At 70.3% G+C, this 25196-nt stretch carries 24 protein-coding genes; 12 read left to right on the top strand and 12 right to left on the bottom strand.

Annotated elements, in window-relative coordinates; all coding sequences use genetic code 11:
* Positions 1-70: 70 nt before the first annotated feature.
* From E5F05_RS20260 to E5F05_RS20245, 4 genes are all read left to right on the top strand, one after another.
* Positions 71-841: an enoyl-CoA hydratase-related protein gene (locus E5F05_RS20260; RefSeq protein WP_129120457.1), complete on the top strand. Its 771-nt coding sequence runs from the start codon at positions 71-73 to the stop codon at positions 839-841.
* A 65-nt stretch (positions 842-906) separates the two neighbouring features.
* Entirely contained in the window at positions 907-1746 is an 840-nt protein-coding gene (locus E5F05_RS20255) for an SDR family oxidoreductase (protein ID WP_129120456.1), read from the top strand.
* 90 nt (positions 1747-1836) lie between these two features.
* Positions 1837-3240 carry a D-alanyl-D-alanine carboxypeptidase/D-alanyl-D-alanine-endopeptidase gene (locus tag E5F05_RS20250; protein WP_129120455.1) on the top strand — a complete coding sequence of 468 codons (1404 nt, stop codon included), beginning with the start codon at positions 1837-1839 and terminating at the stop codon, positions 3238-3240.
* Between the two features lie 57 nt (positions 3241-3297).
* Positions 3298-3777, top strand: a complete 480-nt coding sequence (locus E5F05_RS20245) for a hypothetical protein (protein WP_129120454.1) — start codon at positions 3298-3300, stop codon at positions 3775-3777.
* A gap of 54 nt (positions 3778-3831) precedes the next feature.
* Here the strand turns inward: E5F05_RS20245 and xseA are convergent, their stop codons facing one another.
* Both xseA and E5F05_RS20235 read right to left on the bottom strand, forming a co-directional pair.
* Positions 3832-5049 (bottom strand): exodeoxyribonuclease VII large subunit, encoded by a 1218-nt coding sequence (xseA, locus tag E5F05_RS20240; protein ID WP_129120453.1) that lies wholly within the window; start codon positions 5047-5049, stop codon positions 3832-3834.
* Complete coding sequence (locus E5F05_RS20235) at positions 5046-5414, bottom strand: fluoride efflux transporter FluC (RefSeq protein WP_129120476.1); 369 nt, start codon at positions 5412-5414, stop codon at positions 5046-5048. The genes xseA and E5F05_RS20235 overlap by 4 nt, the downstream gene beginning before the upstream one ends.
* Positions 5415-5581: 167 nt before the next feature.
* Between E5F05_RS20235 and E5F05_RS20230 the strand changes: the two genes are divergently transcribed.
* Positions 5582-6496, top strand: coding sequence for a magnesium transporter CorA family protein (locus E5F05_RS20230; protein ID WP_129120452.1), 915 nt, complete (start codon positions 5582-5584; stop codon positions 6494-6496).
* Between the two features lie 7 nt (positions 6497-6503).
* Here E5F05_RS20230 and E5F05_RS20225 read toward each other — a convergent pair whose 3' ends face one another.
* From E5F05_RS20225 to E5F05_RS20210, 4 genes are all read right to left on the bottom strand, one after another.
* A complete protein-coding gene (locus tag E5F05_RS20225; RefSeq protein ID WP_129120451.1) occupies positions 6504-7400 on the bottom strand; it encodes a ribonuclease H family protein in 897 nt (298 codons plus the stop codon).
* Positions 7401-7405: 5 nt separating this feature from the next.
* On the bottom strand, positions 7406-8566 hold the full coding sequence (locus tag E5F05_RS20220) for an acyl-CoA dehydrogenase family protein (RefSeq protein ID WP_129120450.1): 1161 nt from the start codon (positions 8564-8566) through the stop codon (positions 7406-7408).
* Entirely contained in the window at positions 8563-9771 is a 1209-nt protein-coding gene (locus E5F05_RS20215) for a CaiB/BaiF CoA transferase family protein (RefSeq protein WP_129120449.1), read from the bottom strand. The genes E5F05_RS20220 and E5F05_RS20215 overlap by 4 nt, the downstream gene beginning before the upstream one ends.
* 188 nt (positions 9772-9959) lie before the next feature.
* A complete protein-coding gene (locus E5F05_RS20210; RefSeq protein ID WP_164973573.1) occupies positions 9960-10730 on the bottom strand; it encodes a TatD family hydrolase in 771 nt (256 codons plus the stop codon).
* A 118-nt stretch (positions 10731-10848) separates the two neighbouring features.
* Between E5F05_RS20210 and E5F05_RS20205 the strand changes: the two genes are divergently transcribed.
* The 3 genes from E5F05_RS20205 to E5F05_RS20195 are packed head-to-tail and all read left to right on the top strand — an operon-like array spanning position 10849 to position 13444.
* The gene (locus E5F05_RS20205) at positions 10849-11484 is read left to right on the top strand and encodes a hypothetical protein (RefSeq protein ID WP_129120447.1); all 636 of its coding nucleotides are present in this window, start codon (positions 10849-10851) and stop codon (positions 11482-11484) included.
* Positions 11481-12401 (top strand): LptA/OstA family protein, encoded by a 921-nt coding sequence (locus E5F05_RS20200; protein ID WP_129120446.1) that lies wholly within the window; start codon positions 11481-11483, stop codon positions 12399-12401. The genes E5F05_RS20205 and E5F05_RS20200 overlap by 4 nt, the downstream gene beginning before the upstream one ends.
* A 20-nt stretch (positions 12402-12421) precedes the next feature.
* The gene (locus E5F05_RS20195; protein WP_129120445.1) at positions 12422-13444 is read left to right on the top strand and encodes an LptA/OstA family protein; all 1023 of its coding nucleotides are present in this window, start codon (positions 12422-12424) and stop codon (positions 13442-13444) included.
* A gap of 37 nt (positions 13445-13481) precedes the next feature.
* Here the strand turns inward: E5F05_RS20195 and E5F05_RS20190 are convergent, their stop codons facing one another.
* On the bottom strand, positions 13482-14018 hold the full coding sequence (locus E5F05_RS20190) for a universal stress protein (protein WP_129120444.1): 537 nt from the start codon (positions 14016-14018) through the stop codon (positions 13482-13484).
* Between the two features lie 91 nt (positions 14019-14109).
* Between E5F05_RS20190 and E5F05_RS20185 the strand changes: the two genes are divergently transcribed.
* The gene (locus E5F05_RS20185; protein ID WP_129120443.1) at positions 14110-15567 is read left to right on the top strand and encodes an MBL fold metallo-hydrolase; all 1458 of its coding nucleotides are present in this window, start codon (positions 14110-14112) and stop codon (positions 15565-15567) included.
* Positions 15568-16020: 453 nt separating this feature from the next.
* Here E5F05_RS20185 and E5F05_RS20180 read toward each other — a convergent pair whose 3' ends face one another.
* Positions 16021-16593, bottom strand: coding sequence for a 3'-5' exonuclease (locus tag E5F05_RS20180; RefSeq protein WP_129120442.1), 573 nt, complete (start codon positions 16591-16593; stop codon positions 16021-16023).
* 125 nt (positions 16594-16718) lie between these two features.
* Between E5F05_RS20180 and E5F05_RS20175 the strand changes: the two genes are divergently transcribed.
* Positions 16719-17216 (top strand): thioredoxin-like domain-containing protein, encoded by a 498-nt coding sequence (locus tag E5F05_RS20175; protein ID WP_129120441.1) that lies wholly within the window; start codon positions 16719-16721, stop codon positions 17214-17216.
* Positions 17217-17255: 39 nt separating this feature from the next.
* Here E5F05_RS20175 and E5F05_RS20170 read toward each other — a convergent pair whose 3' ends face one another.
* Positions 17256-18149: a sulfurtransferase gene (locus E5F05_RS20170; protein ID WP_129120440.1), complete on the bottom strand. Its 894-nt coding sequence runs from the start codon at positions 18147-18149 to the stop codon at positions 17256-17258.
* A 239-nt stretch (positions 18150-18388) separates the two neighbouring features.
* Between E5F05_RS20170 and E5F05_RS20165 the strand changes: the two genes are divergently transcribed.
* Positions 18389-19555: a VLRF1 family aeRF1-type release factor gene (locus E5F05_RS20165; protein ID WP_129120439.1), complete on the top strand. Its 1167-nt coding sequence runs from the start codon at positions 18389-18391 to the stop codon at positions 19553-19555.
* 85 nt (positions 19556-19640) lie between these two features.
* Here E5F05_RS20165 and rny read toward each other — a convergent pair whose 3' ends face one another.
* Both rny and E5F05_RS20155 read right to left on the bottom strand, forming a co-directional pair.
* Positions 19641-21329, bottom strand: coding sequence for a ribonuclease Y (rny, locus tag E5F05_RS20160; RefSeq protein WP_129120438.1), 1689 nt, complete (start codon positions 21327-21329; stop codon positions 19641-19643).
* 193 nt (positions 21330-21522) lie between these two features.
* Complete coding sequence (locus tag E5F05_RS20155) at positions 21523-22221, bottom strand: hypothetical protein (RefSeq protein WP_129120437.1); 699 nt, start codon at positions 22219-22221, stop codon at positions 21523-21525.
* 45 nt (positions 22222-22266) lie between these two features.
* On the opposite strand from E5F05_RS20155, the gene E5F05_RS21415 reads away from it, so the two are divergent.
* The gene (locus tag E5F05_RS21415; RefSeq protein WP_184117674.1) at positions 22267-23553 is read left to right on the top strand and encodes an amidohydrolase family protein; all 1287 of its coding nucleotides are present in this window, start codon (positions 22267-22269) and stop codon (positions 23551-23553) included.
* A 7-nt stretch (positions 23554-23560) separates the two neighbouring features.
* On the opposite strand, the gene E5F05_RS20145 is transcribed toward E5F05_RS21415, so the two are convergent.
* Positions 23561-25117 (bottom strand): AMP-binding protein, encoded by a 1557-nt coding sequence (locus tag E5F05_RS20145; protein WP_129120436.1) that lies wholly within the window; start codon positions 25115-25117, stop codon positions 23561-23563.
* Positions 25118-25196: the final 79 nt, after the last annotated feature.

The raw sequence follows: 25196 nt of genomic DNA, 5'->3' as shown, positions 1-25196 counted from the left end.
GGACGGTCAGAACTGGGGGCTGGCGGCGTCCTCTTCACCCCACCCTTTTTGAACCGGGTACACTTTCCCCATGACCTATGAAAGCCTGCGCCTCTCCCGTTCCGGCCAGGTGGCGACCCTGACCTTCATCCATCCGAAGGGGGCGTTTGGCCCGGCGACCTGGCGCGAGGTGCCGCAGGCGCTCTCCGAACTGGGGGAGGCCCGCGCGCTGATCGTGCGCGGCGAGCGGGCCTTCAGCGTGGGGCTGGACCTGGGGGCGACCGCGCCCGTGATCGCCCCCGCGCTGGGCGACCCCGCGAAGTTCGCGGCGGTGGTGGCCGGGATGCACGCGGCTATCGAGGGCCTCGCCGCGCTCCCCATTCCCGTCATCGCCGCCATCGACGGCTGGTGTATCGGGGCGGGGCTGGAACTGGCGGCCGCGTGTGACCTGCGGCTGTGCAGCGCGGGCGCACGCTTCAGCCTGCCGGAAGTGAAGCTGGGCATCACGGCGGACCTGGGCGGCCTCCAGCGGTTGCCGGAGTTGATCGGCCGGGGCCGCGCCGCGCACCTCGCCCTGACCGGCGACCCCATCGACGCGGCCACCGCCGAACGCTGGGGCCTGGTGACCGAGGTCCACCCGGACGCCGGGGCGCTGTATGCCCGCGCGGACGCCCTGGCTGCCGGGCTGGCCGCGCTGCCGCCCAAGGCCGTGGAAGGCACCAAACGCATCCTCGCGGACGGTCTGCCCCATGCCCAGAGCCTCGCCGCCGCCGTGGAGTGGAACGCGCGGCATATGACGGTGGAGGCACTGAAGCTTTCAGCCGTCAGCCCTCAGCGGTCAGCACCCGAAAGCAAAAGCTAAAGCGTCCATCTCTTGCTGAAAGCTGACGGCTGAGAGCTGATCGCTTTCCCCAAAGGAGCCCCACCATGACCCAGCCCCACGACCCCGACACCACCTTCCGCCCCGACCTCCTCAGCGGCAAGCACGCGCTGATCACCGGGGGCGGCAGCGGCATCAATCTCGGCATCGCGCGGAGCTTCGCCGCGCACGGCTGCGCCGTGACCATCCTGGGCCGCAACCTGGAAAAGGCCCAGAACGCGGCGCGCGGCATCGAGGAGGCGGGAGGCCGCGCCCTCGGTGTTTCTGCCGATGTGCGCGACTTTGCCGCTCTCCAGGCGGCGGCGCAGGCGGGCGCAGACCAGTTCGGCCCCTTCGACATCGTGATCTGCGGCGCGGCGGGGAATTTTCCGGCGCCGGTGGACGGCATTTCCCCCAACGGCTTCAAGACGGTGGTGGACATCGACCTGCTGGGCACCTACAACACTATCAAGGCCTGTGCGCCCCATCTCAGGGTGCCCGGCGGGAACATCCTCAGCATCAGCGCCTACGGCGTGCCGGTGCCGATGCAGGCGCATGTGGTGGCGGCCAAGGCGGGTGTGGACGCGCTGACGCAGACGCTGGCGGTGGAGTGGGGTTTGCGCGGCGTGCGTGTGAACGCGATCATTCCCGGCCCCATCGAGGGCACGGAAGGTATGGCCCGCCTCGCCCCCGACGAGAAGACCCGCCAGCAGTTCACCGCGACCGTGCCGCTGGGCCGCTTCGGGGTGCCGCAGGACATCGCCAACGCGGCCCTCTTTCTGGTGTCGGACGCGGCCAGCTATATCACCGGCGTGATCCTGCCGGTGGACGGCGGCCAGAACATGCTGGGGGGCGCGCCGCAGTACCAGATGTATCTGCGGATGCAGGCGGAGGGGAAGGGCTCGTAGCCTGCGGCGCGTGACCCGTGAAAGGGCGCTGTCTTTCCAACAGCCACATGTGACAGGCCGCAGGCCAGGAATAGCCTTATCCTGCCTTCTGTGCGCCGCCTCCTTCCCCTGTGCCTCGTCTGCCTGAGCCTCTGCGCCGGGGTGCCGGGGTCGCGGGCGCAGGCGCCGGAGGTGGGCGAACAGGTGACGCTGCGGCGTGACCCCGGCCTCAGCGCGGGGGTGCGGCGGGCGCTGGCGAGGCTGCCGGACAAGGTGCAGGCCGGGCTGCTGGTGCGTGACCTGAACACCGGCGAACTGCTGGAGGCGCGGGAGGCGGACCTCTCCCTGATCCCGGCCAGTAACGTCAAGCTGGTCACGGCAGCCTCGGTGCTGGTGGACCGGGGCGGGGCGGGGGGCTGGTGGAGTACCGAACTGACCGTGCCCGCCGCCGAGGTGGGCCGGGCGCGCGTGTCGCACCTGACCCTGCGCGGGGACGCCGATCCCACCCTGACGGGCACGGACGGCCCGGACAGCCTGCGTGCCCTGGCCCGGCAGGTCTACGCACGTGGCGTCCGCGAGGCCCGCGCCGTCCAGGTGGACGAGGGCGGGCTGGACGCGGCGACCTGGAAAGGGCTGGCGTTGGGCGTGCCCATGACCGCCGTCCGCCTGGCCGAGTGGCATGACCGGCCGCCCGCTTCCGCTGCCGAGGCCCGCGCCCGCATGGGAGCGGCGCTGATCCGCGAACTGCGCCGCGCCGGAGTCCGGGTCCTCTCCAGCACCGTGACTCCGGCCCCCGCCTTCCTGCGGTACACGCCGCCTCCCCGTACCGATGAGCGGGGCAGGCCCCTTCCCCCCGATCCCTTCATCCCGGTCGGGCATCGCCCCGAGGAGGGGGTGGCCTCCGTCCGCAGCGCCTCTCCCTTCCACGTGCTGGCCGCCACCCTGCGCCCCAGCGACAACCTCCGCGCGGAGGAACTGCTGGCGACCCTCGCCGTTCGACCCGGCGGGGACGGGACGCTCCCCGGGGCCCTGGCGCGGGAGCGGGCGGTGCTGCGCCGCCTGAACGTGGACCTGACGGGCGTCCGCCTGGTGGACGGCAGCGGCCTGGGCCGCGAGAACCGCCTGACCGCCCGCGCGCTGGTGGGGCTCCTGAAGGTCATGCACGACCTGCCCTACCCGGTGGGAAGCCCCGTGGCCGAGCTGCCCGGGCACACCTCCCCCGCGCACCGCAACGCCTTCTCCGAGGCCCTGGCGCAGGCCGGGACCGGCGAGAATGTCCCCGCGCACGACGGACGCGGCGGCACCCTGGCCCTGCGGCTGCGCGGCAGCGGTCTGGACGTGCGGGCCAAGACGGGCACACTCCCCGGCGTGAGCAGCCTCACCGGGTACGTGACGGGCAAAAGTGGTCACACCCTGGCCTTCGCCCTGCTGATGAACGGGCCGGAAGACACGCCGATCCTGACCCTGCGCGCCGTGCAGGACGGAGTGGTGCGGGCGCTGGCGGAGGCGCACTGAGCAGACTGCACATTTGCGGCCACACATCCCTCACTTCATGTGTAATTTAAGAAGAGGATGAAAAAGTTTCTGTTGTTGCCCACCCTCCTTCTCGCGGCCTGTGCGCCCGCTGCGGCGCCGAAAGGCCCTTTCGCTGCGGGTGACGTGTTCACGCTGACCGGCACCACCAAGAACAAGGAGGCGGTCTCCCAGACCATCACCCTCCGAGATTCGGGGGAAAGGGACCGGGGTGGCGACTGGGACTACGACGCCGACGGGGCGGCCCCGCATTCGGCCCAGTTCACCATCAACGGTGAGCAGGACTTCGTGGCGGTCGTCGATGTGGCGGAAGTGCTCGGGGGGAGCAGTGACGCCCGGGTCATCGGCTGCCTAGCGATTCCCAGTGGCCCCGGCTGGCGTTCCGCCGAAGGCTTTCTGCTCAAGGAGACGGTGGCCGGTCTGGAGGCCCTGAAGGAACGGCTGGAGAGTCAACCCAAGGGTGCCGCCTTCAGGACGCTGGTGGAGGGCGCAGGCGACTGTAAGATCACCCGCCAGTAGGCGGCCCGCCCGTGTCTGCTCCTGCCGGGCGTCCTCGCTTCCGTCCCCGGCCGGTCACCCCGCCCCGTCCAAGGCCCGGACCCGCCGCACCCCGTCCCCGAATTCCAGCGTGAGCGCCTGTCCCGGTTTCACCTGCGCGGCGTGGGTGACCGGCCGACCCCGCGCGTCCCGCACCAGCGCGTAGCCGCGGGCCAGCGTGCGCTCCGGCGTGAGGCCGAGGGCCTGCCGCATCAGCGCGTCCGTCTGCGCCTGCGCGGCATCGGCCTGTCGGCGGGCGGTGCCCAGGACGCGGTCCAGCAGCCAGCGTGTCCCGGCCTCGGCGTTCACCAGCACGTTACGGGCGTGGGCACGGATAGTTCGGGCGTCCTCCTGCGCCTGCGCGGCGGCGGCGACCACCGTGCGGACGATCAGGCCCGCCGCCTTGCTGGGGGTGTCGGTACGGAGGCACGCCACCTCGTCGAGCAGGGTGTCGTCGCGGGCGTGGCCCAGCCCGGTGATGACGGGGGCCGGAAAGGTCGCCAGCGCGCGGGCCACCTCCAGGTCGTTCAGCCAGGCGAGGTCGGTCACCGCCCCGCCGCCCCGGATCACCACCAGCGCGTCCAGCGGTTCTTCCTGGTGCGCCTCCCGCGCCTCGGCAATCGCCCCGGTGAGGCTCCCCGACGCCTCGCGGCCCTGGAAGGTCGCCTCCAGGTAGAGGAACTCCACCACCCCCGCCGCCTCCAGCGCGTCCGTCTCGCGGCGGAAGTCGCCCAGGCCCGCCGCCTCCGCCGGGCTGATCACCGCCACCCGCGCGAAGTCAGCCGGGGCGGGAAGGGCGCGGTTCAGGCCGTACACCCCCTCGCGCACCAGCGCCTCCCGCAGCGCGTCGAGCTTGAGCGCCGCGTCTCCCAGCGTGAATTCGGGGGCCACGTCCAGCACGTTCAACGAGAAGCCGTACTGGGGGTGAAACTCCGCCGTGCAGAAGAGCAGCACCTTCAGACCCGCCGTGAGCGTGCCGCCCGTCGCGCGGCGGAACTTGCCCTCCAGCGCGTAGCGTTCCCGCGCCCAGACGGTGGCCCGGCACTTGGCGACCTCCACCCCGTCCTCCAGTTGCACCAGATCGAGGTAGAGGTGGCGGCGGTCGGTGAGGCTGGCGATCTCCGCGCGCACCCACACCGCCCCCGGCACGCCCCGCGCGATCACCTGCCCGACGTAGACCAGCACGTCCGCCAGGTCGAGGAAGTGTTCCGGCGTCCGCGTGACCTCGGCCTTTTTGCGTTTGCGCCCCGTCACAGTCTCGCCCCCAGCGAGCGGCCCGCCACCGCCGCCAGCACACCCAGCCCCACGCTGAGCGCGGCATAGAGGGCGGCCGGACCCGCCGCGCCGCGCGTCAGCAAGCCGTCCAGCTCCACACTGAAGGTGGAAAAGGTGGTAAAGGCCCCCAGCACGCCGGTCCCGAAGGCCAGCCGCGCTTCCGGCGGCCACAGCCCGCGCCCCACCAGCGTCAGCGTCAGGCCCAGCAGAAACGACCCCAGCACGTTGATGCCCAGCACGGCGAAGGGGAAGTGCTGGAGAGGGGGGGCCGTGCGGGCCACCAGCGGCGCGAGCAGCAGCGTCACCCCGTAACGTGCCGCCGCGCCGACCGCGCCGCCAGCCATCACCCAGAGCCATGCGTTCACGAGGGACAGGATAGGGGAGTGGGGAGTGGGGAGTGGTCAGTGGTGAGTCGCTGCCCTTTTGCTCTTGTCTGCGAGGCGGCGGAGTTTCCTGCGGGCCCCAACCTGTCCCGCGCACCACGCTCCACGGACCACTTACCATCTTCCCCATGATTCGCGCCCAGACCCTCACCGGCACGCCTCTCGACTGGACCGGACAGACCCAGCACGTGTGGGTGGACGCGCAGGAGGTCACGCCGGGGGACCTCGACCGGCTGCGGGCCGCCTTTCCCCTCAACCGCCTGGCGCTGGAGGACGCGCTGGAACAGGGGCACTGGAGCCGCGCCGAAGCGTATCCCGAACACGGCTTCATCACGATCCGGTCCTTTGCCCACCCCGAAGAGGCCGACGAGTTCACCGAGCGCCTCAGCATCTTCCTGTACCCCGACGCCGTGCTGACGATCAGCCGGGCGGGGACGCGGGCACTGAATACCGTCTGGAAGCTGGTGGGCCGCGAGAGCGTGAACACCGCGCCCGAGATCGTGTACGAACTGCTCGACCAGACCGCCGACACCTTCTTCACCCTGGCCGACGCGCTGGAGACGCGGGTGGACGCTCTGGAGGAGCGCGTCTTCACCGACGGGCGCACCAATCCGGTCGGGGACGTGTTCACTCTCAAGCACCTGCTGGCCCAGGCCCGCCGCCTCAGCGCCGATGCCCGCGAGGCGACGGCCCTGCTGGCCCGGCACGCCGAGGGCACCGCCGCCGATCTGGTGCGCTACCGCGACGTGCTGGACTCCTTCACGCGGGTGGCGAGCCGCCTGGACGGGCTGCGCGACTTCCTCACCAGCCTGCTCGACCTGCACCTGAACCTGCAAAGCCAGCGCATGAACGAGGTGATGCGGACCCTCACCGCCGTCAGCGTGGTCTTCCTGCCGCTGACCTTTCTGGCTGGCGTCTGGGGCATGAATTTCGCGAACATGCCAGAGCTGCACACCCGCTACGGGTACGCCTTCGCCTGGGCCAGTTTTCTGGTAATCGGCGGGCTGCTGGCGTACTACTTCAAGCGTCGGGGATGGTGGTAGCCGCCTCTCAGTACGGCACCCCGCCCCCCGCCTTCCGCGCGAAATGCACCCGGCGGAGGGCCACCCGCTGCGCGTGGGAGAGGGGCTGCCCGCTCGCCAGCCGGTGCAGGGCGCGGGCATGGACGGCCAGGCGGTGCGGCGCGTCCGTCGCGTTCGTCACGGCATACTCGAAGTGGACGGCGTCCCCCAGTTCGTCTACCAGCGCGTCGAGCCGTTCCAGCGAGGCCGACTTGCGCCTGCCCCGGTGGATCAGCCCCTCGGCGTAACGCCGCACGTGGAATTTGTGGTCGCTGCGGACCCGGAACCGCGTGTAACCCAGGAACCGGGCATGGGTCAGCGCCAGCCGGATCGCTTCCCGCTCGGCCAGGTTCTCGTGCCCCCGCTCGTGCAGGAAGAACGTCTCGTAGGGCCTGCCGTTCAGGGTATAGCCCACGCTGAGGCTGCCGCCCAGCTTGTCCGCGCTGCCGTCCGCGTGAAGGATCACCTCGGGGGTGACGGGCGGGCCATGTTGCTGCCGCACGGCCCGAAGTTCCGGCCCGGTGAGGGGGTGACCTTCGGCCATCCGGCACACGGCCAGGGCCAGGCGGGCGGCCTCCAGTGCCCTCGCCGGGTCACCTTCCGAAGCGCGGGTCACCCGCATCCCGGCGGGCATGGCGAGGGGCATGGCCGGGGGCAGCGCCACCTCGACCTCCAGCAATTCCAGTGCCGCCGCGTGGAGCAGGGCCATCCTGGCCGAGTCCTCCAGGCCAACCGGCTCAGGCCCCGGCCAGATCAGGCCGTAGGCGACGCCGTCCAGCTCATAGCCGATACCCCGGCCCTCCGACGCGACGGTCAGGGTCGCCTGCTGGTGCAGCGGCCTGCGCGGCGGGTCGCCCTGCCCACCCGGACCGCTCGCGGAGGCCACGCCGCCTACTCCAGCGCGTTCTGCCCGGTGAGTTGCCGTCCGGCGATCAGCGTGTGGATGTCGTGGGTGCCCTCGTAGGTATCCACGGTTTCCAGGTTCAGCATGTGCCGGATCACCGGGTACTCGGTGGTGATGCCGTTCCCCCCCAGCATCTCCCGGGCCAGGCGAGCGCCGTTCAGCGCCACCCGCACGTTGTTGCGCTTGGCGTAACTCACCTGGGCGTAGTTCATCCGCCCGCTGTCCTTGAGCTGCCCCAGCCGCCACGCCAGCAGCAGGCCGGTCGAATGGTCCGTTGCCATCCGCACCAGCTTGTCCTGCACCAGTTGCCGCGCGGCAATCGGTTTGCCGAAGGTGGTGCGGCTGCCGGTGTAGTCCAGCGCCGTCTGGAGCACCGCTTCCAGCGCCCCCATCGCCCCCCAGGCGATGCCGAAGCGGGCGGAAGTCAGGCACGAGAGCGGCGATTTCAGGCCCCCCGAACCGGGAAGCACATTCTCCGCCGGAATCCGGCAGTCCTCCAGCACGATTTCCCCGGTGATGGACGCCCGCAGGCTCATCTTGCGGTGAATCTTGGGCGCCTGGAAGCCGGGCGTATCGGTCGGCACGATGAAGCCCCGGACCACACCTTCGTCGTCCTTGGCCCAGACCACGGCGATATCCGCGACGGGGCTGTTGGTGATCCACATCTTGTTGCCGTTCAGCACGTATTCATTGCCGTCACGCCGGGCGCGGGTCCGCATCGCGCCGGGATCGCTTCCGCCGTCCGGTTCGGTGAGGCCGAAGCAGCCGATCAGCTCACCGGAGGCGAGGCCGGGGAGGTAGCGGCGTTTCTGTTCCTCGCTGCCGTAGGTGAAGATGGGGAACATCACCAGGCTGCCCTGCACGCTGGCCGCGCTTCTCAGGCCGCTGTCCACCCGTTCCAGTTCGTACATCATCGCGCCGTAGGCACTGTAGGAGGTGCCCGCGCCGCCGTATTCCTCGGGCACCGTCGGCCCCAGCAGGCCCATCTGGCCGAACTGCCGCATCACCTCGCGCACCGGGAAATCCCCGCTGTCCCACCAGTCGGCGATGTGGGGCAGCAGTTCCGCGTCGCAAAAGGCGCGCACGCTCTCGCGGATCAGGCGCTCGTCGGGGGTCAGCAGGTCAAATACTCCGAATTCGTCGATCATCGGGGCTCCTTCTGGAAGGGGTCAGGGGGGTCGAAACCGAGTTCGGCCAGAACCTCCCCGGTGTGCTGGCCCAGGGTGGGCGGGGCGCGGCGAACCGGGGGGCGCTGGCCGTCGAGGCTCCAGGGCGGGGCAGTCACGGTGGTCTGGCCCAGGCTGGCGTGGGGAACGGTCACGGCGATGCCCTGCTGGGTCACGTGGGGGTCCTCGAAGACCTCCTGCACGTTGTTGACGGGGCCACAGGGCACGCCCGCCGCGTCCAGCCGCCGCATCACCTCGGCGCGGGTGTATGTCTGCAAGGCCGGGTAGAGTTCGGCGTTCAGGGCCTCGCGGGCGTGGACGCGGCCCTCGTTGGTGGCGTACTGCGGGTTGTGGCCCAGCGACTCGAAGCCCAGCGCGGCACAGAAGCGCCGCCACAGGCTGTCGTTGCCCGCCGCCACGTTGATCAGGCCGTCGGCGCAGGGGTAGGTGCCGTAGGGCACGATGCTGGGGTGGTCGTTGCCCTGCGGCCCGGGAATCTGCCCGCCGTTCAGGTACCGGCTGATCTGGCTGGTCCCCAGCGAGATGATGCCCTCAAGCAGATTCACGTCCACCCGGCGGCCCGCGCCAGTGCGCTCGCGCTGGTAGAGCGCCGCCAGGATCGCCTGCGTGATCAGCGACCCGGCGAACACGTCCGCCACCGCGACGCCGACGCGCACGGGGGGGCGGCCTTCCTCGCCGTTGTAGCTCATCAGGCCGCCCATGCCCTGCGCGATCACGTCATAGCCAGCGCGGTCGCGGTACGGCCCGGATTGCCCGAAGCCGCTGATGGCGGCGTAGATCAGCCGGGGGAACTGGGCGTGGAGCGTCTCCCAGCCGAAGCCCAGGCGTTCAAACGTCCCGGGGCGGAAGTTCTCCACCAGCACGTCCGCCCTGCCGATCAGCCGCCGCGCCGCTTCCAGACCACTTTCGGTCTTCAGGTCCAGCACCACGCTGCGCTTGTTGCGGTTCACGCTGAGGTAGTAGGTCGATTCCCGCGCCTCGCCCTGTCGTTGGTACGGCGGTCCCCAGGCGCGCGTGTCGTCGCCCTGCGGCGGCTCGATCTTGATCACATCGGCCCCCAGGTCCCCCAGCAGCATCGTGCAGTAGGGGCCGGTGAGGACCCGCGTGAAGTCCACCACACGCACACCCGCGAGCGGGAGGTCGGGCGAAGGGGAGGGGGGCGTCATGCCTTCCCCGGGCGGAGGGGGGCAGAAAGGGTTGAGGAGGATGCCAGATCAGGCCACATGGCTACCTTTCCGAAGGGGGCAAGACTCGGGAGGACCTCCGGCCGGGCCGGAAGCGGGCTGTGCAAACTCGGGTAGTCTACGCCCTGGTTTCGCCCTGCCCCATGTCACTCTGTCCGGACTGTTCTGTCTCAGTCTGCCGCGCCGTCCAGCCGGTAGACCCGCCGGGCGTTCGCGTCGGTCACGCGCTCCAGTTCGGCCGCGTCCAGCCCGCGCAGCCCGGCGATGAAGTCCAGGGTGTAACGCACGTACCCGGGCCGGTTGGGCTTGCCCCGTCTGGGCACCGGGGCCAGAAAGGGCGCGTCGGTTTCGACCAGCAGGCGGTCCAGCGGCACCACCCGGGCCGCCTCCTGAATCTCCCGGGCGTTCTTGTAGGTCGTGTTCCCCGCGAATCCGAAGGCCGCGCCGCGCTCCACGCCGAAGCGGAGCAGGCCGGGATGCCCGCTGAAGCAGTGCAGGACCACCGGAACGTCCGGCCAGGCGGAAAGCACCTCCATCACGCCCCGGTGGGCGCTGTCCTGTCCCGGCTTGTCGCGCACGTGAATCACCAGCGGCTTGCCCGTGCGCCGCGCCAGGTCGAGCTGCCACTCGAAGGCCGACACCTGGGCCGCCCTCCGCGAGTCGTCCCAGTAGTCGTCCAGACCGCTCTCCCCGATGCCGACCACGCGCGGGTGGAGCGCCAGGGCCTCCAGTTCGGCCCGCGCGTCCGGCCCGTCCTCCTCCGTGTCGGTGGGATGCAGGCCGACGGTCGCCCACACGTCTCCGAACTGCTCGGCCAGCGCCACCGCGTTGCGCGCGTGCTCCGGGCTGGCCCCGATGCAGACCAGTCCCGTCAGGCCGAGTTCGCCCCGTGCCGAGGCCGGGTCATCCAGGTAGTCGAGGTGGCAGTGGGTGTCGATCATGGGGGAGAGGGTACGCGGTTGGCGGGAGGCGGTGCGCGGTGAAAAGCCCAAACCACCCTCCTCACCCCCGTCAGTCCCCCCCATCACTCTCATGAGGGCGCCGCGCTAGAGTGCGCGCGTGCTGAAAGCCGGGGTGTACGCGCTCGTTGCGCTGGGAATCTTTGCGCTGGTGTTCGCGCTCCTGCCGCAGAACCCGGCGGAGGGGGCGCAGACGGGGGCCACACTTCAGGGCGTGGCGCTCACCCTGTATCCGGCGCGGGACGTGGACGCGGTCTGGCGGTTCCGCGCGGCCGACGTGACCAGCGATCCGCTGAAGGGCGAGACACATCTGGCGGGCCTCTCGGACGGCGGGCGCTGGATCAGGAAACGCGGCGCGGACGGCCAGACGACAGGCCCCGCCGTGCTGGACGCCACCCTGAGCGCCCCGGACCTCACGATTGACGCGCAGGACAACATGCTGACCCGTCAGGCCCGGATCACGCTGGTGCAGCAGTGTGCGGACATCGACCTGAAGGGCACGCCCCAGCAGCCGGTGCGGGTCGAGCAGGGCTACGGCTTCAGCGCCCCAGTCGCGGCGCTGGATTCCCCCTTCCTGACCGGCCGGATCACCCGGCTGCGGATGTCCTTCCAGTTTCAGATCGACGACTCGGGCGAGGACAGCCGCATCAGCGCGCCGCTGGACCCCACCGAGACGTGCAAGAACGGAAAACGTGTGCCGCTGGCAGACGTTGCGGCGAGAGGAGACTCGACATGAACCGACCCACCTTCCCCCGATGGACCCCCACCCGCCTGGCCCTGGCCGCAGCTCTGGCCGCCACCACCGTCCTCGCGCAGAGTGCGCCCGACAGCCGCCTGATCAATATTGAGGGCGCGCCGCGCGGCGATATCCGCAACGGCCCGTACACCTTCAGCGGCAATCCGGTGCGGGCGACCGTCAGCACCCTCAAGATCCAGGCCGGACAGGCCACGCTGGCCGCCCCCGCCGGAACGCCGCTGAGTGACGCCAAGGCGCGGGGCAAGCGCACCGCCAACTTCACGGGCAACGTGATCGTGAACCGTGGCCGCCTCACCGCCAAGGGGGGGCAGCTCGCCTACAGCGAGGTGACCGGGCAGGGCGTGCTGAGCGCGAGTCCCAGCGCGACCTTCGTGCCCGAGGACAAGAGCAGCGGCGACACCGTGAACATCAGCGCCGGGCAGATGAGCCTCGACGTGGACAACAACGTGTCCACCAGCACCGGGAACGTGCACCTGACCAACGGCAACCAGAGCGGCCAGGCCGACAAACTGGTCTTCGACGAGGACCGCGAACTCGCGCAGCTCACCGGCACCCCCACCCTGACGCGCGCCGCCAAGGGCAACCAGAAGGAACTGACCATCAACGGGCAGGAGGTGCGCGCGCTCACCAAGTCCAAGACGCTGTACGTGCGCGGCGGCGTGAAACTGGTGCAGGGCAGCCTGACCACCACCGGCGACGCCGTGTACTACGACGACAAGAAGAACGTCGCCTACGTGGTCGGGAACGCCGTGAGCGTGGACAGCAAGACCAAGGTGACCGTCAAGGCGCCCGCCAGCGGCGCCCTGGAGCAGCGCACCGACCTGGCCCGCGTGCGCGCGCTGAACACGCCGTACAAGATTCCGACCGAGCAGTTCAAGCTGCGCGGCGAGAAGTGACCGGGTAGAGGAAGCCCCAGGTGATCCGGCGGCTGACCCTGACCCTGGCCCTCCTGCTGGGGGCCGCCCTGCCCGCCTGCGTGCTGGCGCAGGACACGGCCCCGGCGCCTGCCCCCGCTCCCCCGTCGGCCGCTCCCACAGAGGCGACCCCCGAGACGACGCCCCCGGCCAGCGAGGCCGAGAACGCCAGCCTGGAACTCGTCCGCAAAGGGGACGACGGGCAGGAGCGCCGTATCCGCATCGTCCGCACCGGGACCAGCGACGAAACCGGCATCTTCACCATCTGCGGCCGCCAGGACGACGAACCGGAGGATGCGCCCAGCCTGGCCGTCTTCAGCGAAACCGGGCCGGGCGGCGTGCGGATCACCATCGACAAGAACGTGATCCGGGTGCCCCTCGCGCTGGTCACCCAGCGGCAGGGCGAGAATGGCGAGGGCGGCGACGGGCGGGTGGAGGCCAGCGCGGGGACCGCCCGTTTTCTGGACGAGGTGCCGCCCGGCAAGACCGACCGCCTGAGCCGCTGCGCCGTCGAGGCCACACCCAAGCCCACGCCCGACACCGTGCTGGTGACCCAGGGCAAGACCGAACTGAAGGGCAAACAGCTCGTCTACGACGAGTCCGACGGCATCGCCCGCATCGACGGCCCCATCAGCTTCACCCGGCCCTCGGAGGACGGCGCCCTCACCGGCACCAGCGAGCGCATTGAGGTGAACGTGGACGAGGAGCAGACGGTGCTGGTCGGCAACGTGGTGCTGAACAGCAAGGGGGGGCGCGTCAGCAAGGCCGCCCGCGTCGAGTACGACGACCAGGCGAACACCGCCCGATTGATCGGCACCCCCGAGCAGCCCGCCGAGAGCGTACAGGGGGGCGACGTGCTGCGCGCCCAGGAACTCCTTTACGACCTCGACCGCAACGAGGTGGTGGCCCGCGCCGGAGAGGGCGGCACCATCACCGGCACCTTCCAGGACGGGGAGGAGAGCGGCAGTTCTCCCGGTTCGGGCACGGCCACGCCTGCGCCCGTCACCCCGCCTCCCACCCCCTGAGCGGGGGCTTTTTTCTGCTGGCCTCCGCCCCCGACGCTCAGCGTTCCGCCGCAGCCCTCCGGGGCAGCCGCACGGTCAGGACCGGGACCGGGCTGCGGGCGACCAGCTTCTCAGCGCTGCTCCCCAGGAAGAAATGCTCGATGGCCCCCTGCGAGTGCGTGCCCACCACGATCAGCTCTGCGCCCCAGCGTTCCGCCGCCTCCAGAATGCCGGTGACGGGATCGCCCACCAGCAGCTCGGTTTCCTCGCTTCCCTGCACCAGAGCGGCCAGGCGGTCCGCGTCGGCGTTCTCCAGCGTGTGCAGGAGGGCCGGGCTGGGACCGGTGGGGATCACGCCGCCGCCCAGGTCGGGCGTGGTGGCCACGCGGGCGTCGGTCACGTGCAGGAGGCGGCGCTGGGCCCCCGGAAAGCGCGTGCGGGCCACCTCCAGCGCGTGCAGCGAGGCGGGCGAGAAATCGATGCCGACCGCGAGGCGCTGGAAGGGGTGGCCCGCCGCGTCCGGCCCCGGCCCGGTTTCGGCCGCGTCCGGGGTCCCTGCCCCTGGCCCGGCGGTGAAGATCAGAGGGTCTGTCATGCGCCGAACCTACACCCGCCCTGCCCCGGCCGCCCGGTTCCTGAAGGGCGGGTAAAGTCAGCGAGAGGGGGAGGCGGCGCACACTACGCCCATGCGAGTTGAGAGTCTGGGGGCGGCGCTGACCGTCACGGGAAGCGCGCACCTGCTGTCCACCCGTGACGGCCCGGTGCTGATCGACTGCGGCCTCTTCCAGGGCGGCGAGGAGCTGGAAGCCCGCAACCGCGAACCCTTCCCCTTTGACGCCGCCGACCTCCTGGCGGTGGTGGTGACGCACGCGCACCTCGACCACATCGGGCGGCTGCCGCTGCTGGTCAAGCGCGGCTACCGGGGGCCGGTCTACTGCACCCCGCCGACAGCGGCGCTGGCCGAGGCGGTGCTGCTCGACTCGGCCCGCCTTCAGGTGGAGGGGTTTCGCCAGGACCTCCGCCGGGCCCGCCGGGTGGGCCGGGAGGCCGAGGTCCCCGAACCCCTCTACGACGAGGAGGACGTTCACCGCACCCTGGCCCTGCTGCGTCCTGCCCTGCACTACGGCGAGAGGGCGCAGGTGGGGCCGCTCAAGGTCACCGCCGAGCGGGCCGGGCACATCCTGGGCAGCGCCTACCTGGTGATCGAGGTGGAAGGCCAGCGCCTGCTGATGTCGGGCGACCTCGGGAACCGCGAGAGCGGCCTGCAACTCACCTTCACGCCGCCGCCCCCGGTGGACGCGGTGATGATCGAGACGACCTACGCCAACCGCATCCACCGCTCCCGCGAGGCGACGCTGGCCGAGTTCCGTGACATCCTGCACCAGAGCATCCGCGCGGGCGGCAAGATTCTGATTCCCACCTTCGCCATCGAGCGCGCGCAGATGATCCTCTACATCCTGCGGAACATGATGGAGGCGGGCGAGGTGCCCCGTATTCCCATCTTCCTCGATTCCCCGCTGGCCGCCCGCGCCACCGGCGATTACTTCGAGTTCGGGGACGAACTGATCCCGCCCGTCCGCGAGGCCCTCCAAAGCGGTGAGGACCCCTTCCGGCCCTCCACGCTGCACGTCGTCCTGACCAGCACCGAGTCGCAACGCATCAACCGCTATGACGGCCCCGCGATCATCATGGCCGGGAGCGGGATGATGAACGGCGGGCGCATCCAGCACCACCTCAAGCACAACCTCTGGAAGCCCAGCACCAGCCTGGTCATCGCCAGCTACCAGTCGCCCGGCAGCCTGGGGGGCCGCATCGTGGCGGGGGAGAGTCCCGTCCACATCCTGGGCGAGGAGATCATCGTGCGCGCCCACGTCCACACCATCGGCGGCTTCTCCGCCCACGCCGACCAGGACGACCTGCTCGCCTTCCTCTCCACGACCGGCACCCCGCGCGTCTGGCTGATTCACGGCGAGGTGCCCGCGATGGAGGAGTTCCTCCCGGTGCTGGCGCAACGGGGCCTGACCGGCAACATCATGCCCGACCATCAGGAGGTGGACCTCCTGACCACCACCTTCCCCGCCGGGCGTCCCCCCGGCCTGCCCGAGAGCCACGAAGACGCGCGGGCCAGCGCGGGGGGGGAGTAGACGCGGGATTGCCGCCCACCTCCGGCAACGCGGTGGGGGAGAAGGGACCTGCCCTCACCGCGACATGTAAAGAGGAGGCCTGAACATTCCGAACGACCTTTGACGCCAGGCCTGTGTACCCCCTCCCGGCCTCCCTCCTCAAGGGGGAGGAGAAAGAACAGCGTCCTACACACTTTCCCAATCGCGTAAGTCCTAAGCTTTTCAAACTCTGGAGCCGACGCCCGACCCCCACCTCTCAAGCCAACCTTCCAGGCAGCCGAGCCGTTCGGGCCGCAGGCCCGAGGCCTTCCAGGTCAGCGGGCAGAGCGTCGAGGCCGGACACGTCAACGGCCCACCCAGACCCGCCGCTCCAGGAAACCTCTCTTGCCCAGCGCAGCGCCGCTCCCCCCTGCCCCCGGTGGGGGTAGGGGGGCTGGGGGGGTGGGGGCAAATCGAAGCAAGCTGCCCTGCCCCTCACCGCGCCACCAGCCGCAACAACTCCGTGTACACCCGCGCCGTCACCGCCGCATCTTCCAGCGCATTGTGGGCCTGATACTCCAGCCCGAAGTGCTTGGCGAGCTGGTCCAGCGGCGTCCCCACCTTGCGCGGCAGCACCCCGGCATGAATCAGAAACTGCGCGCTGAGTTTGGTGTCCACCCGCCCCCGCCGGAACACGCTGTTCAGGTCCGGCAGCAGCAGCCGCAAAAAGCCCAGGTCGTAGTGCAGGTTGTGCCCCCCCAGCATCACCCGCCCGACCTCCCGCGCGTAGGCGCGCACGGCGTCCGCGACCTCCCCGGCGGGTTGCGCGGCGGCGTGATGCGTGTCCAGGTCGATGCCGTTCACCGCCATCGCGTCCGCTTCCACATCGTACCAGTCATGCCGCAGTCGCAGATGGAGGGGCCGCGTGACCTCCCCCTGTGGCGTGAGCGTGACCAGCCCGATGGTCAGCAGCGGGTGCCGGGCCGGGTCGCGCCCGCCCGTCTCGGTGTCCACGAAGATGATCGGCTGGGTCAGGGCGGCCAGGCGGGGGAGGGGGGAGGCGGTCATGCCCCAGCTTCCCATGCCGAACGCTGCGTGGAAGCCGGTTCGGGGCTGAACCCCCCGGGAGTTCTCGGGGCGTCTCCAGTCCTGAAAGGGGCTGAGGATTGAAACTGCCGCTACCCTGAGAAGCGATGAAACGCACCCTGTTCCTCGCCCTCCTGCCCCTCTCGCTCGCCGCCTGCGGTCAGAAAGGCATTGAGGGCGTGAAGACCTTCGACTACCAGGGCGGGGACCACCGCTCCGGTTCCCTGGTCTACGCCGAGACGCCCCCCGCGGGCGGCCCGCACAACCCCATCTGGCAGAACTGCGGCGTCTACGACCAGCCGCTCTACAACGAATACGCCGTCCACAGCCTGGAACACGGGGCCGTGTGGATCACTTACCGCCCTGGCCTGGGGGCGCAGGAGGTCGCGGCCCTCCGGCACCTCGTGGACGGGCGGCCCTACACGCTCCTCAGCCCCTACGAGGGCCTGCCCGCCCCCATCGTGATCAGCGCCTGGAACGCGCAACTGCCGGTCCAGAGCGCGAACGACGCGCGCCTGAAAGCCTTCCTCGACGAGTACGAGCAGGGAGCTACCGCCCCCGAACGTGGCGCGGCCTGCTCGGGCGGGTACGGCAGCACACGCTGAGGGAAGCTGGGGGCGGGCAGGGGGCACAAGGAGGAAGATTTACGGCTTAGGCCCCCTGGCCTCCGCCTCCTCGCCCGTCGCCACGGGCCGCGCGCCCTCGCTCACCCAGTCGCTCCACGACCCGGCGTACAGGCGGTTCTGCGGGCCGAGCGGAACCCCGGCCAGTTCCCGCGCCAGCAGGTTCGGGGTGGCGCTCACGCCGCTGCCGCAGTAGGTGATGGTGGAGGCGTCCCCCGCGTTCAGGCGCGCGGCCTGCGCCCCGGCGTCCCGCCAGTGCCCGCCCTCGTCCAGCGCCCCGGCCCACTCGCGGTTCACCGCGCCGGGGATGTGCCCGGCCTTGCGGTCCAGCGGTTCCACCTCCCCCCGGTAACGGTTCGGGGCACGCGAGTCGATCAGGAGCGTCCCCGCCTCCCGGCCCGCCACGTCTTCGGCAGTGGCGACCATATCCGGCTGCACGTCGGGCGTGAAGGTGGTGGGGGCGAAGTCCGGCTCGGCGGTGCCCGGCTGTCCGCCCGCCGCCAGGAAGGCGGGCCAGCCGCCGTCCAGCACATAGACCCGGGGGTGCCCCAGCCAGCGCAGCAGCCACCAGGCCCGCGCCGCATAGAAGCCCTGCCCGGTGGAGGGATCGTCGTAGGCGACCACGACGCTGTCATTCCCGATGCCCACGCTGCCCAGCCACGCGGCCAGCGTCGCCGGGTCGGGCAGCGGGTGCCTTCCGCCCGCCCCATGGGGCTGCACGGGACCGCTGAGGTCCGTCTCCAGGTCGGCGTAGATCGCGCCCGGCACATGCCCCTCCAGATAGGCGATGCGTCCCACCAGCGGGTCGTTCAGCGCGTACCGGCAGTCCAGCACCCGCACCAGCGGGTCGGCCAGATGCGAAAGCAGCCATTCGGCGGACTTCAGCGGCGATTCGGGGGAGGTCGGGGAGGTCATGGCCGCAGGCTACACCGCAGGGCCAGGAAAAGGGACGGCAATAAAAAAGCCGCCTCATCGGGCGGTGATGTCCAAAACTATAGCGTGGTATTCGTCGGGTGTCAAATTATGCACTTGAACCTCGGGGTGGGCTGCCTGGGCCAGGGCCGCGAGGTCACGGAAACGTGAACCGGACTTCAGCAAACCCGGCCACTTTCCGGCGGCTGGCGTCCGAAGAATGGACGGAGAAAGGAGTGACCATGATCACCCGAGCCGATATCCAGCGCATCGAGAGTCTCCCCGACAACGCGATGGTCCTGATGGCCGTCATCGACGTCAATCCCGCCGTGCCTGACAATGAGGGACCGGCCCTCCTCACCCGCGCGAAGGCCGGAATGCTGGATGCGGGCGTTCCCCCCACCGTGATGAATCAGGTGCTGGCCGACCTGCCCGAGGCGCAGCGACATACCGGCAGGAGTTCTTTTTATCTGGTGGGCGAGGATATGTTCGAACGCTACGACATCCAGGCGGACCTGCCCGACCGGTTTCACTATGGCCGCCCGCTCAAGTCCATGCTCGCCAGTATGCTGGACCTGCTGCCCACCGTCGCCATCCTGGCGGTAGACCGTGAGTGGGCAAGGCTCTTTCTGCTGCGGCAGGGCGAGCTGACCGAGATCACCCGGGAGGAGAATGTCCGGATCGACAACGGCAAGAGCTGGGACGCCATGGCGCAGGGCACCCGCCACGTCCCGGGCACGCCGGGGGCGAGTGGCGGCGCGCAGGGCAGTGGTCCCCGCAGCGACAGCAGCGCCGACCTCTTCCAGAACCGTGAGGCCGCCGAGCAGCAACGCTTTTACAACGGGATGGTCCAAGAACTCGGCGACATTCTGCGCCTGGGCGACCTGAAAGAACTGATCCTGGTGGGCCCGTCCGAGCGTGTCGCGGCATTCCGGGCCGAGATTCCGGACAAGGCCCCCTATGAGGTGATCGGTGAAACGAACGTGGTCGGCGGGACCGGCTGGGTGAACCCGCAGGAGATTCTCGACAAAATCCAGCCCATTCTGGACGAGCACCGCCGCAAGAGCGAGGAGCAGGTGCTGGAGCGGATTCAGGAACACGGCGTGATGGAGCTGGAGCGCGTGCTGGAGATGATGCAGGAGGGCCGCATCTACCAGCTCGTGATTCCCGAGAACGGCGCCGACTTCCACATCTACCGCAGCCACAACCGCGAGGTCCCGTACTTCACCGGCAAGAAGGACGTGACCGAAAGCCCGCTGGACGGCAGCCTGATGGAGCGCGTGACGCTGGCGGAGGTGCTGCCCGACCTGATTGACCTCTACGGCCTGCAAGTTGTCCGGCTGCACGGGGACCAGGCGAACAAACTCGTTCAGGAGTACGGTGGGGTGGCAGGTCTACCCAGGTGGTAAGACCAACTTAAGGTGGGCCGAAGCGGTTAAAGGAGAGGGGCGGTCCGCCTTAGCGCGCGACCGCCCCCCCCTTGCCCCCCTCCCTTTAGCGCGCGACTTCCACCGCGCGGCTCTCGCGCACCACCGTGACCTGCACCTGGCCGGGGTACTCCATGTCCTGCTCGACCCGCCCGGCGATCTCGCGGGCCAGCAGGGTGGCCTGGGCGTCCGTGACCTTTTCAGGCTGCACGATCACGCGCACCTCGCGGCCCGCCTGGATCGCGTAGGCCTGCTGCACGCCGGGGAAGGCGACCGCGATCTGTTCCAGTTGTTCCAGGCGGCGCACATAGGCTTCGAGTTCCTCACGGCGTGCACCGGGCCGGGCCGCGCTGATGGCGTCGGCGGCGGCGACCAGCACGCTGTACAGCGTCTCGCCGTTCTCGGGGTCGTGGTGGTGGGCGATGGCGTCGATGACTTCCGGCGGCTCCCCGAACCGTTTGGCCAGATTGATGCCGATCTCGACGTGGGTGCCCTCGATCTCGCGGTCGATGCTCTTGCCCACGTCGTGCATCAGCCCGGCGCGGCGGGCCAGCGCGGCGTCCAGCCCCAGCTCGTCGGCCATGATGCCGGTCAGGTGCGCGACCTGGACGGAGTGCTTCAGCACGTTCTGGCCGTAGCTGCTGCGGAAGTACATCCGGCCCAGCAGTTGGATCAGCCCCGGCTTGACGCCCACCACGCCCGCCTCGATGGCCGCCTCCTCGCCCTGGGCGTGAATGAAACTCTTCATCTCGTCCTGGGCCTTGTGGACCATCTCCTCGATGCGGGTGGGATGGATGCGGCCGTCGGCCACCAGGGCTTCCAGCACGTGCCGCGCCACCTCGCGCCGCACCGGGTTGAAGCTGCTCAGGATCACGGCCTCGGGGGTGTCGTCGATGATCAGGTCCACGCCGGTCAGCGCCTCGAAGGCGCGGATGTTGCGGCCCTCGCGGCCGATCAGGCGGCCCTTCATCGCGTCGTTGGGGATCGGCACCACCGACACGCTCATCTGGGCGCTCGTCTCGCTGGCGCTGCGCTGGATGGCCTGCGCGATCACGTTGCGGGCGGTGCGTTTGGCCTCCGCCACCGCGCGCTCGGTCATCGCCTTGACGCGGATGGCCTTTTCCTCCTCCAGTTCCGCGTCCAGCTGGCCCAGAATCTGCTCCCGGGCGGCTTCCCGGGTGAGGCCCGCGACCTCGTACAGCTTCAGGTCGATCTGCCGCGCACGTTCGGCCAGGTCGGCCTCCTGCTCGGCCAGCGCGTGCCGGGCGTCCTCCAGGCGCTCTTCCAGCGCGTCGAGTTTGTCTCCCCGGGCGTCGAGCTGTTCGGCGCGGCGGTTCAGGCGCTCGATCTCACGTTTGAGTTCGTCACGTTCGCGCCGGGTTTCCTGGCGGTCGGCGCTCAGCGTCTCGCGTTCCCGCGCAGCGTCCTGCTTGGCCTGGCCGCGCTCGGCCTCGATCTGCGTGCGGAGCGTCTGGAGTTGTTCCCGTTGCGTCTCCAACTGGAGGGTGCCCTGGCGTTCCCGGTCGTCGGCTTCCTGAAGGCGGCGCTCCGCGTCCCGCAGGCGCACCTCGGCCTGCTCGCGCAGTTGCCGGGCTTCGCTGCCCGCCTGCGCCCGGATACGGTCCGCCTCGGCGCGGGCTTCGCGCTGGAGCTGGTCGTCGATGGCGGCCCGTTCCTGCCGTCCCCGCGACTGCCCCATCAAAAACCCGCCTGCCAACCCCCCCAGGAGCGCCAGCACGAAGTACAGCATGGTCATGGTGGCCCTTCCTTTCGGTCTAGGTTGGGCGTACCTGAGCGGCGCTCGCGGCACACCCGGAAGAAATGTCAGAAAAGTGTTGTGGTGCGAGTGCGTACACTCGCCTGACAGTCTAGCTCCAAGCCTTAAGAAAGCAGTGCCCACGTCCGGCTGACCGGCCGTTGTTCAGCGCCCGGGGTTCAGGGCGAGGGGTTCAGGACAATGCCGCGCGTTCCTCCGGCGTCACCGGCACCAGGCCCAGCCGCAGCAGGTAGGGGCGGCCGCTGCCCGCCGCGTCGTGGGCCAGCGTCCGGGGGCGCAGCCGCATCAGGAGCCGGATCAGTTCGACCTGCACCTCCCGCGCCTCGCTTTCGCTGAGGGTCACGGTCGCGTCCGCGTTCAGGATGAGGCCCAGCGGTCCCTGATAGCGCACGCCCGCGTCGATCAGGTCCGCGCCCTCGTAACTCGTATCGGTGGTCACCTGACCTTCCGGCGCGAGGTAGAGCCGCACGCCCCATTCCCGCCCGCCGCCCTGCTCGTGGTGCAGCCGCTCGAACTCGCGGGAAAAGGCGGCGCGGAAGAGCGTTTCATAGCGGCTGGTGCGGCCCGCGCCCAGCTCGCTCAACTCCGCCGCGCCCGTCGCGGAGAACGGCACGAAAAAGGCCGGAGCTGCCGCCGCGTACACCTTGACCGGACGGCCCGCCCGCTTCTGCTCGCGCACCACCCGCAGGAGGTCCGCCGCCTTCAGGGCCAGCACGTCCCGGTGAACCACCCGGAGATCCAGCCCCAGTTCCCGCGCGGCGCCCGCCACCGTGTTCTCGCCCTTCAAAAAAGCGCCCAGCACCCTGCGCGCCCGGCCGTGCGTCAGCAGCCTGACGGCAGCCGGTCCGGTGACGTTCAGAACGCTACTCACACGCCCAGCTTACGGTGTGAGAAGGCGCGGCGGCACGCTGAGGGCATGCCCCCTTCCCCGATGCTGGCCCTCACTGGACGCCTCTTCGACGGCGAAACCCTCTGGCCCCAGGCCACCGTGCTGCTGCGGGGCGGGCGGGTGCTGGAGGTGGCCGAACACCTGCCGCTCCCGGCAGGGGTGGAGGTGCTGGACGCGGGGCCGGACGGCACGATCCTTCTCGGCCTGGTGGACCTGCACGTCCACGTCCGGCCCCACTACGCCCGCTGGTTTCCGGGGGCGGGGGTAACCGCCGTGCGCGACGCGGGCAACAGCCTAGAGGTGCTGGCGGAGTTGCGCGCGCTGGCCTCCACAGGCGAGGGGCCGCATGTGTTTGGGGCAGGCACCATTCTGGACGGCCCGAACAGCATCTTCCGGCACTTCGGACCGGGGATACTGGGCGAGGTGGGCGACCCGGCGGCAGGCGCCTGGATGCTCCGCGACGCCGACGAGGCGCGGGCGGCGGTGGACGCGCTGGCCGCAGCGGGCGTGGATACCGTCAAGCTGTACGAGCAGCTTCCCCCGGACGCCTACGCGGCGGCTGTCCAGCACGTACGCGAACACGGCCTGCCCGTGATGACGGACCTGGGAATGCGTATGACCCGTGGGCTTGGTGGGGCCGAGGTGGATGCTCTGCAAGCCCTGAGCCTGGGTGTGCAAACCATCGAGCACGCCAGCGGCTTTGCCCTCACCTTCCGGCGGCTCGGGTTCGACCCCACCACGCAGTTTCCCGGTGAGCGTCTCCTCGACCGATTCGCGCAGGCGGTGGTGGAGGCGGAAGCGGTCCTGGTCCCCACCCTGAGCATCTACGAGGGCACACGCCACGCGGAACGCGCCGACCTGGGCGACCTGCCGCACGGAAGCCGGGGCGGGAAGGTGGCCGATGGGCTGCGTGCCCAATGGGATGCGGTACACGGGGGTACGGCGGAGGAGCGGGACGTGGCCGACTGGGACGCCCGCCTTGCCGCCACCCTCACCCGGCGCGTCCTCGATCTGGGCGGTCAGGTCGGCGCGGGCACCGACACTCCGGCAGGGGTGGACAACCTGCCCGGCGGGGGCCTCCACGCCGAACTGGAACACCTGGTGGCGCAGGCGGGCCTCACGCCCACCGAAGCTCTGCGGGCCGCGACCGGGACAGCGGGCCGCCTGCTGGCCAAAAATGGACAACCGCTGGTCGGGGTCCTGCGTCCCGGCGCCCATGCCGACGCGCTGATCGTCGAGGGGGACCCCACCCGCGACATCACCGCCACGCGCCGTCTTCGCACCATCGTCCGTGCGGGCCGGGTCCTAGCCTGACCTCATCTCAGTTCACCGCCCGTTCCCGCCCCGCCCACAGTTCATTCCTCAGCAGGAACTTCTGGAACTTGCCGCTGGCGGTCTTGGGCAGGTCCTCGCGGAAGATGTAGTGCTTGGGCACCTTGTACCCGGCGAGGTGCTGGCGGACATGCGCGCTGAGGTCCTCGGGGCTGGCCGTCTGCCCGGCGTGCAGGGCGATAAAGGCGCAGGGCACCTCGCCCCACTTCTCGTCGGGATGGGCGACCACCACCGCCTCGCGCACGGCGGGGTGGGCGTACAGCACGCCTTCCACCTCCACGCTGCTGATGTTCTCGCCGCCCGAGATGATCACGTCCTTGTTGCGGTCCCGAATCTCGATGCGCCCGTCAGGGTGGACCACCGCCACGTCCCCGCTGTGGAACCAGCCGCCCTCGAAGGCCCTGGCAGTCGCCTCCGGGTTGTCAAGGTAGCCCTTCATCACCAGGTTCCCGCGCACCATGATCTCCCCGAGGGTCTGCCCGTCGTGCGGGACCGGCGTGAGGTTCGGCGTCATCACCTCCACCTCCCCGGCCAGCAGCATCTCGAAGCCCTGTTTGGCGGTCAGGGCGGCCCGCTCCGGCGTGGGCAGCGCCCGCTCGGCCTCCGAGAGTTCCGCGACGGTGATCAGGGGACTGGTTTCGGTCAGGCCGTACACCTGAAGCACGTCGAAGCCCAGGGCGTTCATGTCCGCGATGGTGCGGGCGTGGGGCGGGCTGCCCGCCGTCGCCACCCGCACGGTGCGGGGTGTGCGCCGGGCGGTGGCGGGGTCGGTGATCATGCTCAGCACCGTCGGCGCGGCGCACAGGTGGGTCACGCCCTGGGCATGGACCGCGTCATGGATGGTGTCGCCGCGCACGGCGGGCAACGTCACGTGCGTGGCCCCCACCCCGAAGGGACTCCACACGCCGCCCCACCCGTTCGCGTGAAAGTCGGGCAGGGTGTGCAGGTACACGCTGTCCTGGTCGAAGTGCAGGTTGTACAGCGTCTCGATGGCGTTGAGCAGCGTGTTGCGGTGCGTCAGCATCACGCCCTTGGGGCTGCTGGTCGTGCCCGACGTGTAGTTGATGGTGATCACGTCGTCCTCGTCCAGTTCGGGGAGGGGCAGGGGCGAGCCGTCCTGCGCGCCCAGGCGTTCCTCGAAGTTGCTGCCCTCGCCCATCACCCACAGGGGAATGCCCAGGTCGCGGCAGACCTCCTCCACCTTCGGCGCGAGGGCAGCGTCGGCCAGCACCAGGCTGACCCGCGCGTGGTTCAACTGAAAAGCGTACTCGGGCGGCGTGAGGCGGGTGTTCAGTGGCACCAGCACGTTGCCCGACCAGGGCACCGCCGCGTAGGTCAGCAGGCCCTCGTGGGTGTTGGGCGAAAGGACCGCGACCCGCGAGCCGGGCGGCACCGCTTCCCGCACCGCGCGCGCCAGGCGGAAGATGCGCTCGCCCCACGCGCGGTAGGTAAAGCTGGGGCCGCCGGGCTGCGTCACCGCCAGCCGGTCGGGGTAGGTCTTGAGGCCGCGCCGGATCAGGTCCAGGGGCGTGAGGGGCGTGTTCATCGGGGCACCTCCGGGGCAGAGTGGGGACGGTGCCCTTACTTTAGACCCCGGCGGCGGAGTGTGCGCGTTACGCTCCGGG

This window comes from Deinococcus metallilatus, from assembly GCF_004758605.1.
In the GTDB taxonomy this organism is placed as follows: Bacteria; Deinococcota; Deinococci; order Deinococcales; family Deinococcaceae; genus Deinococcus; species Deinococcus metallilatus.
Note: the sequence above shows the minus strand (reverse complement) of the source record. Positions and strands in the feature narration are given on the sequence as shown.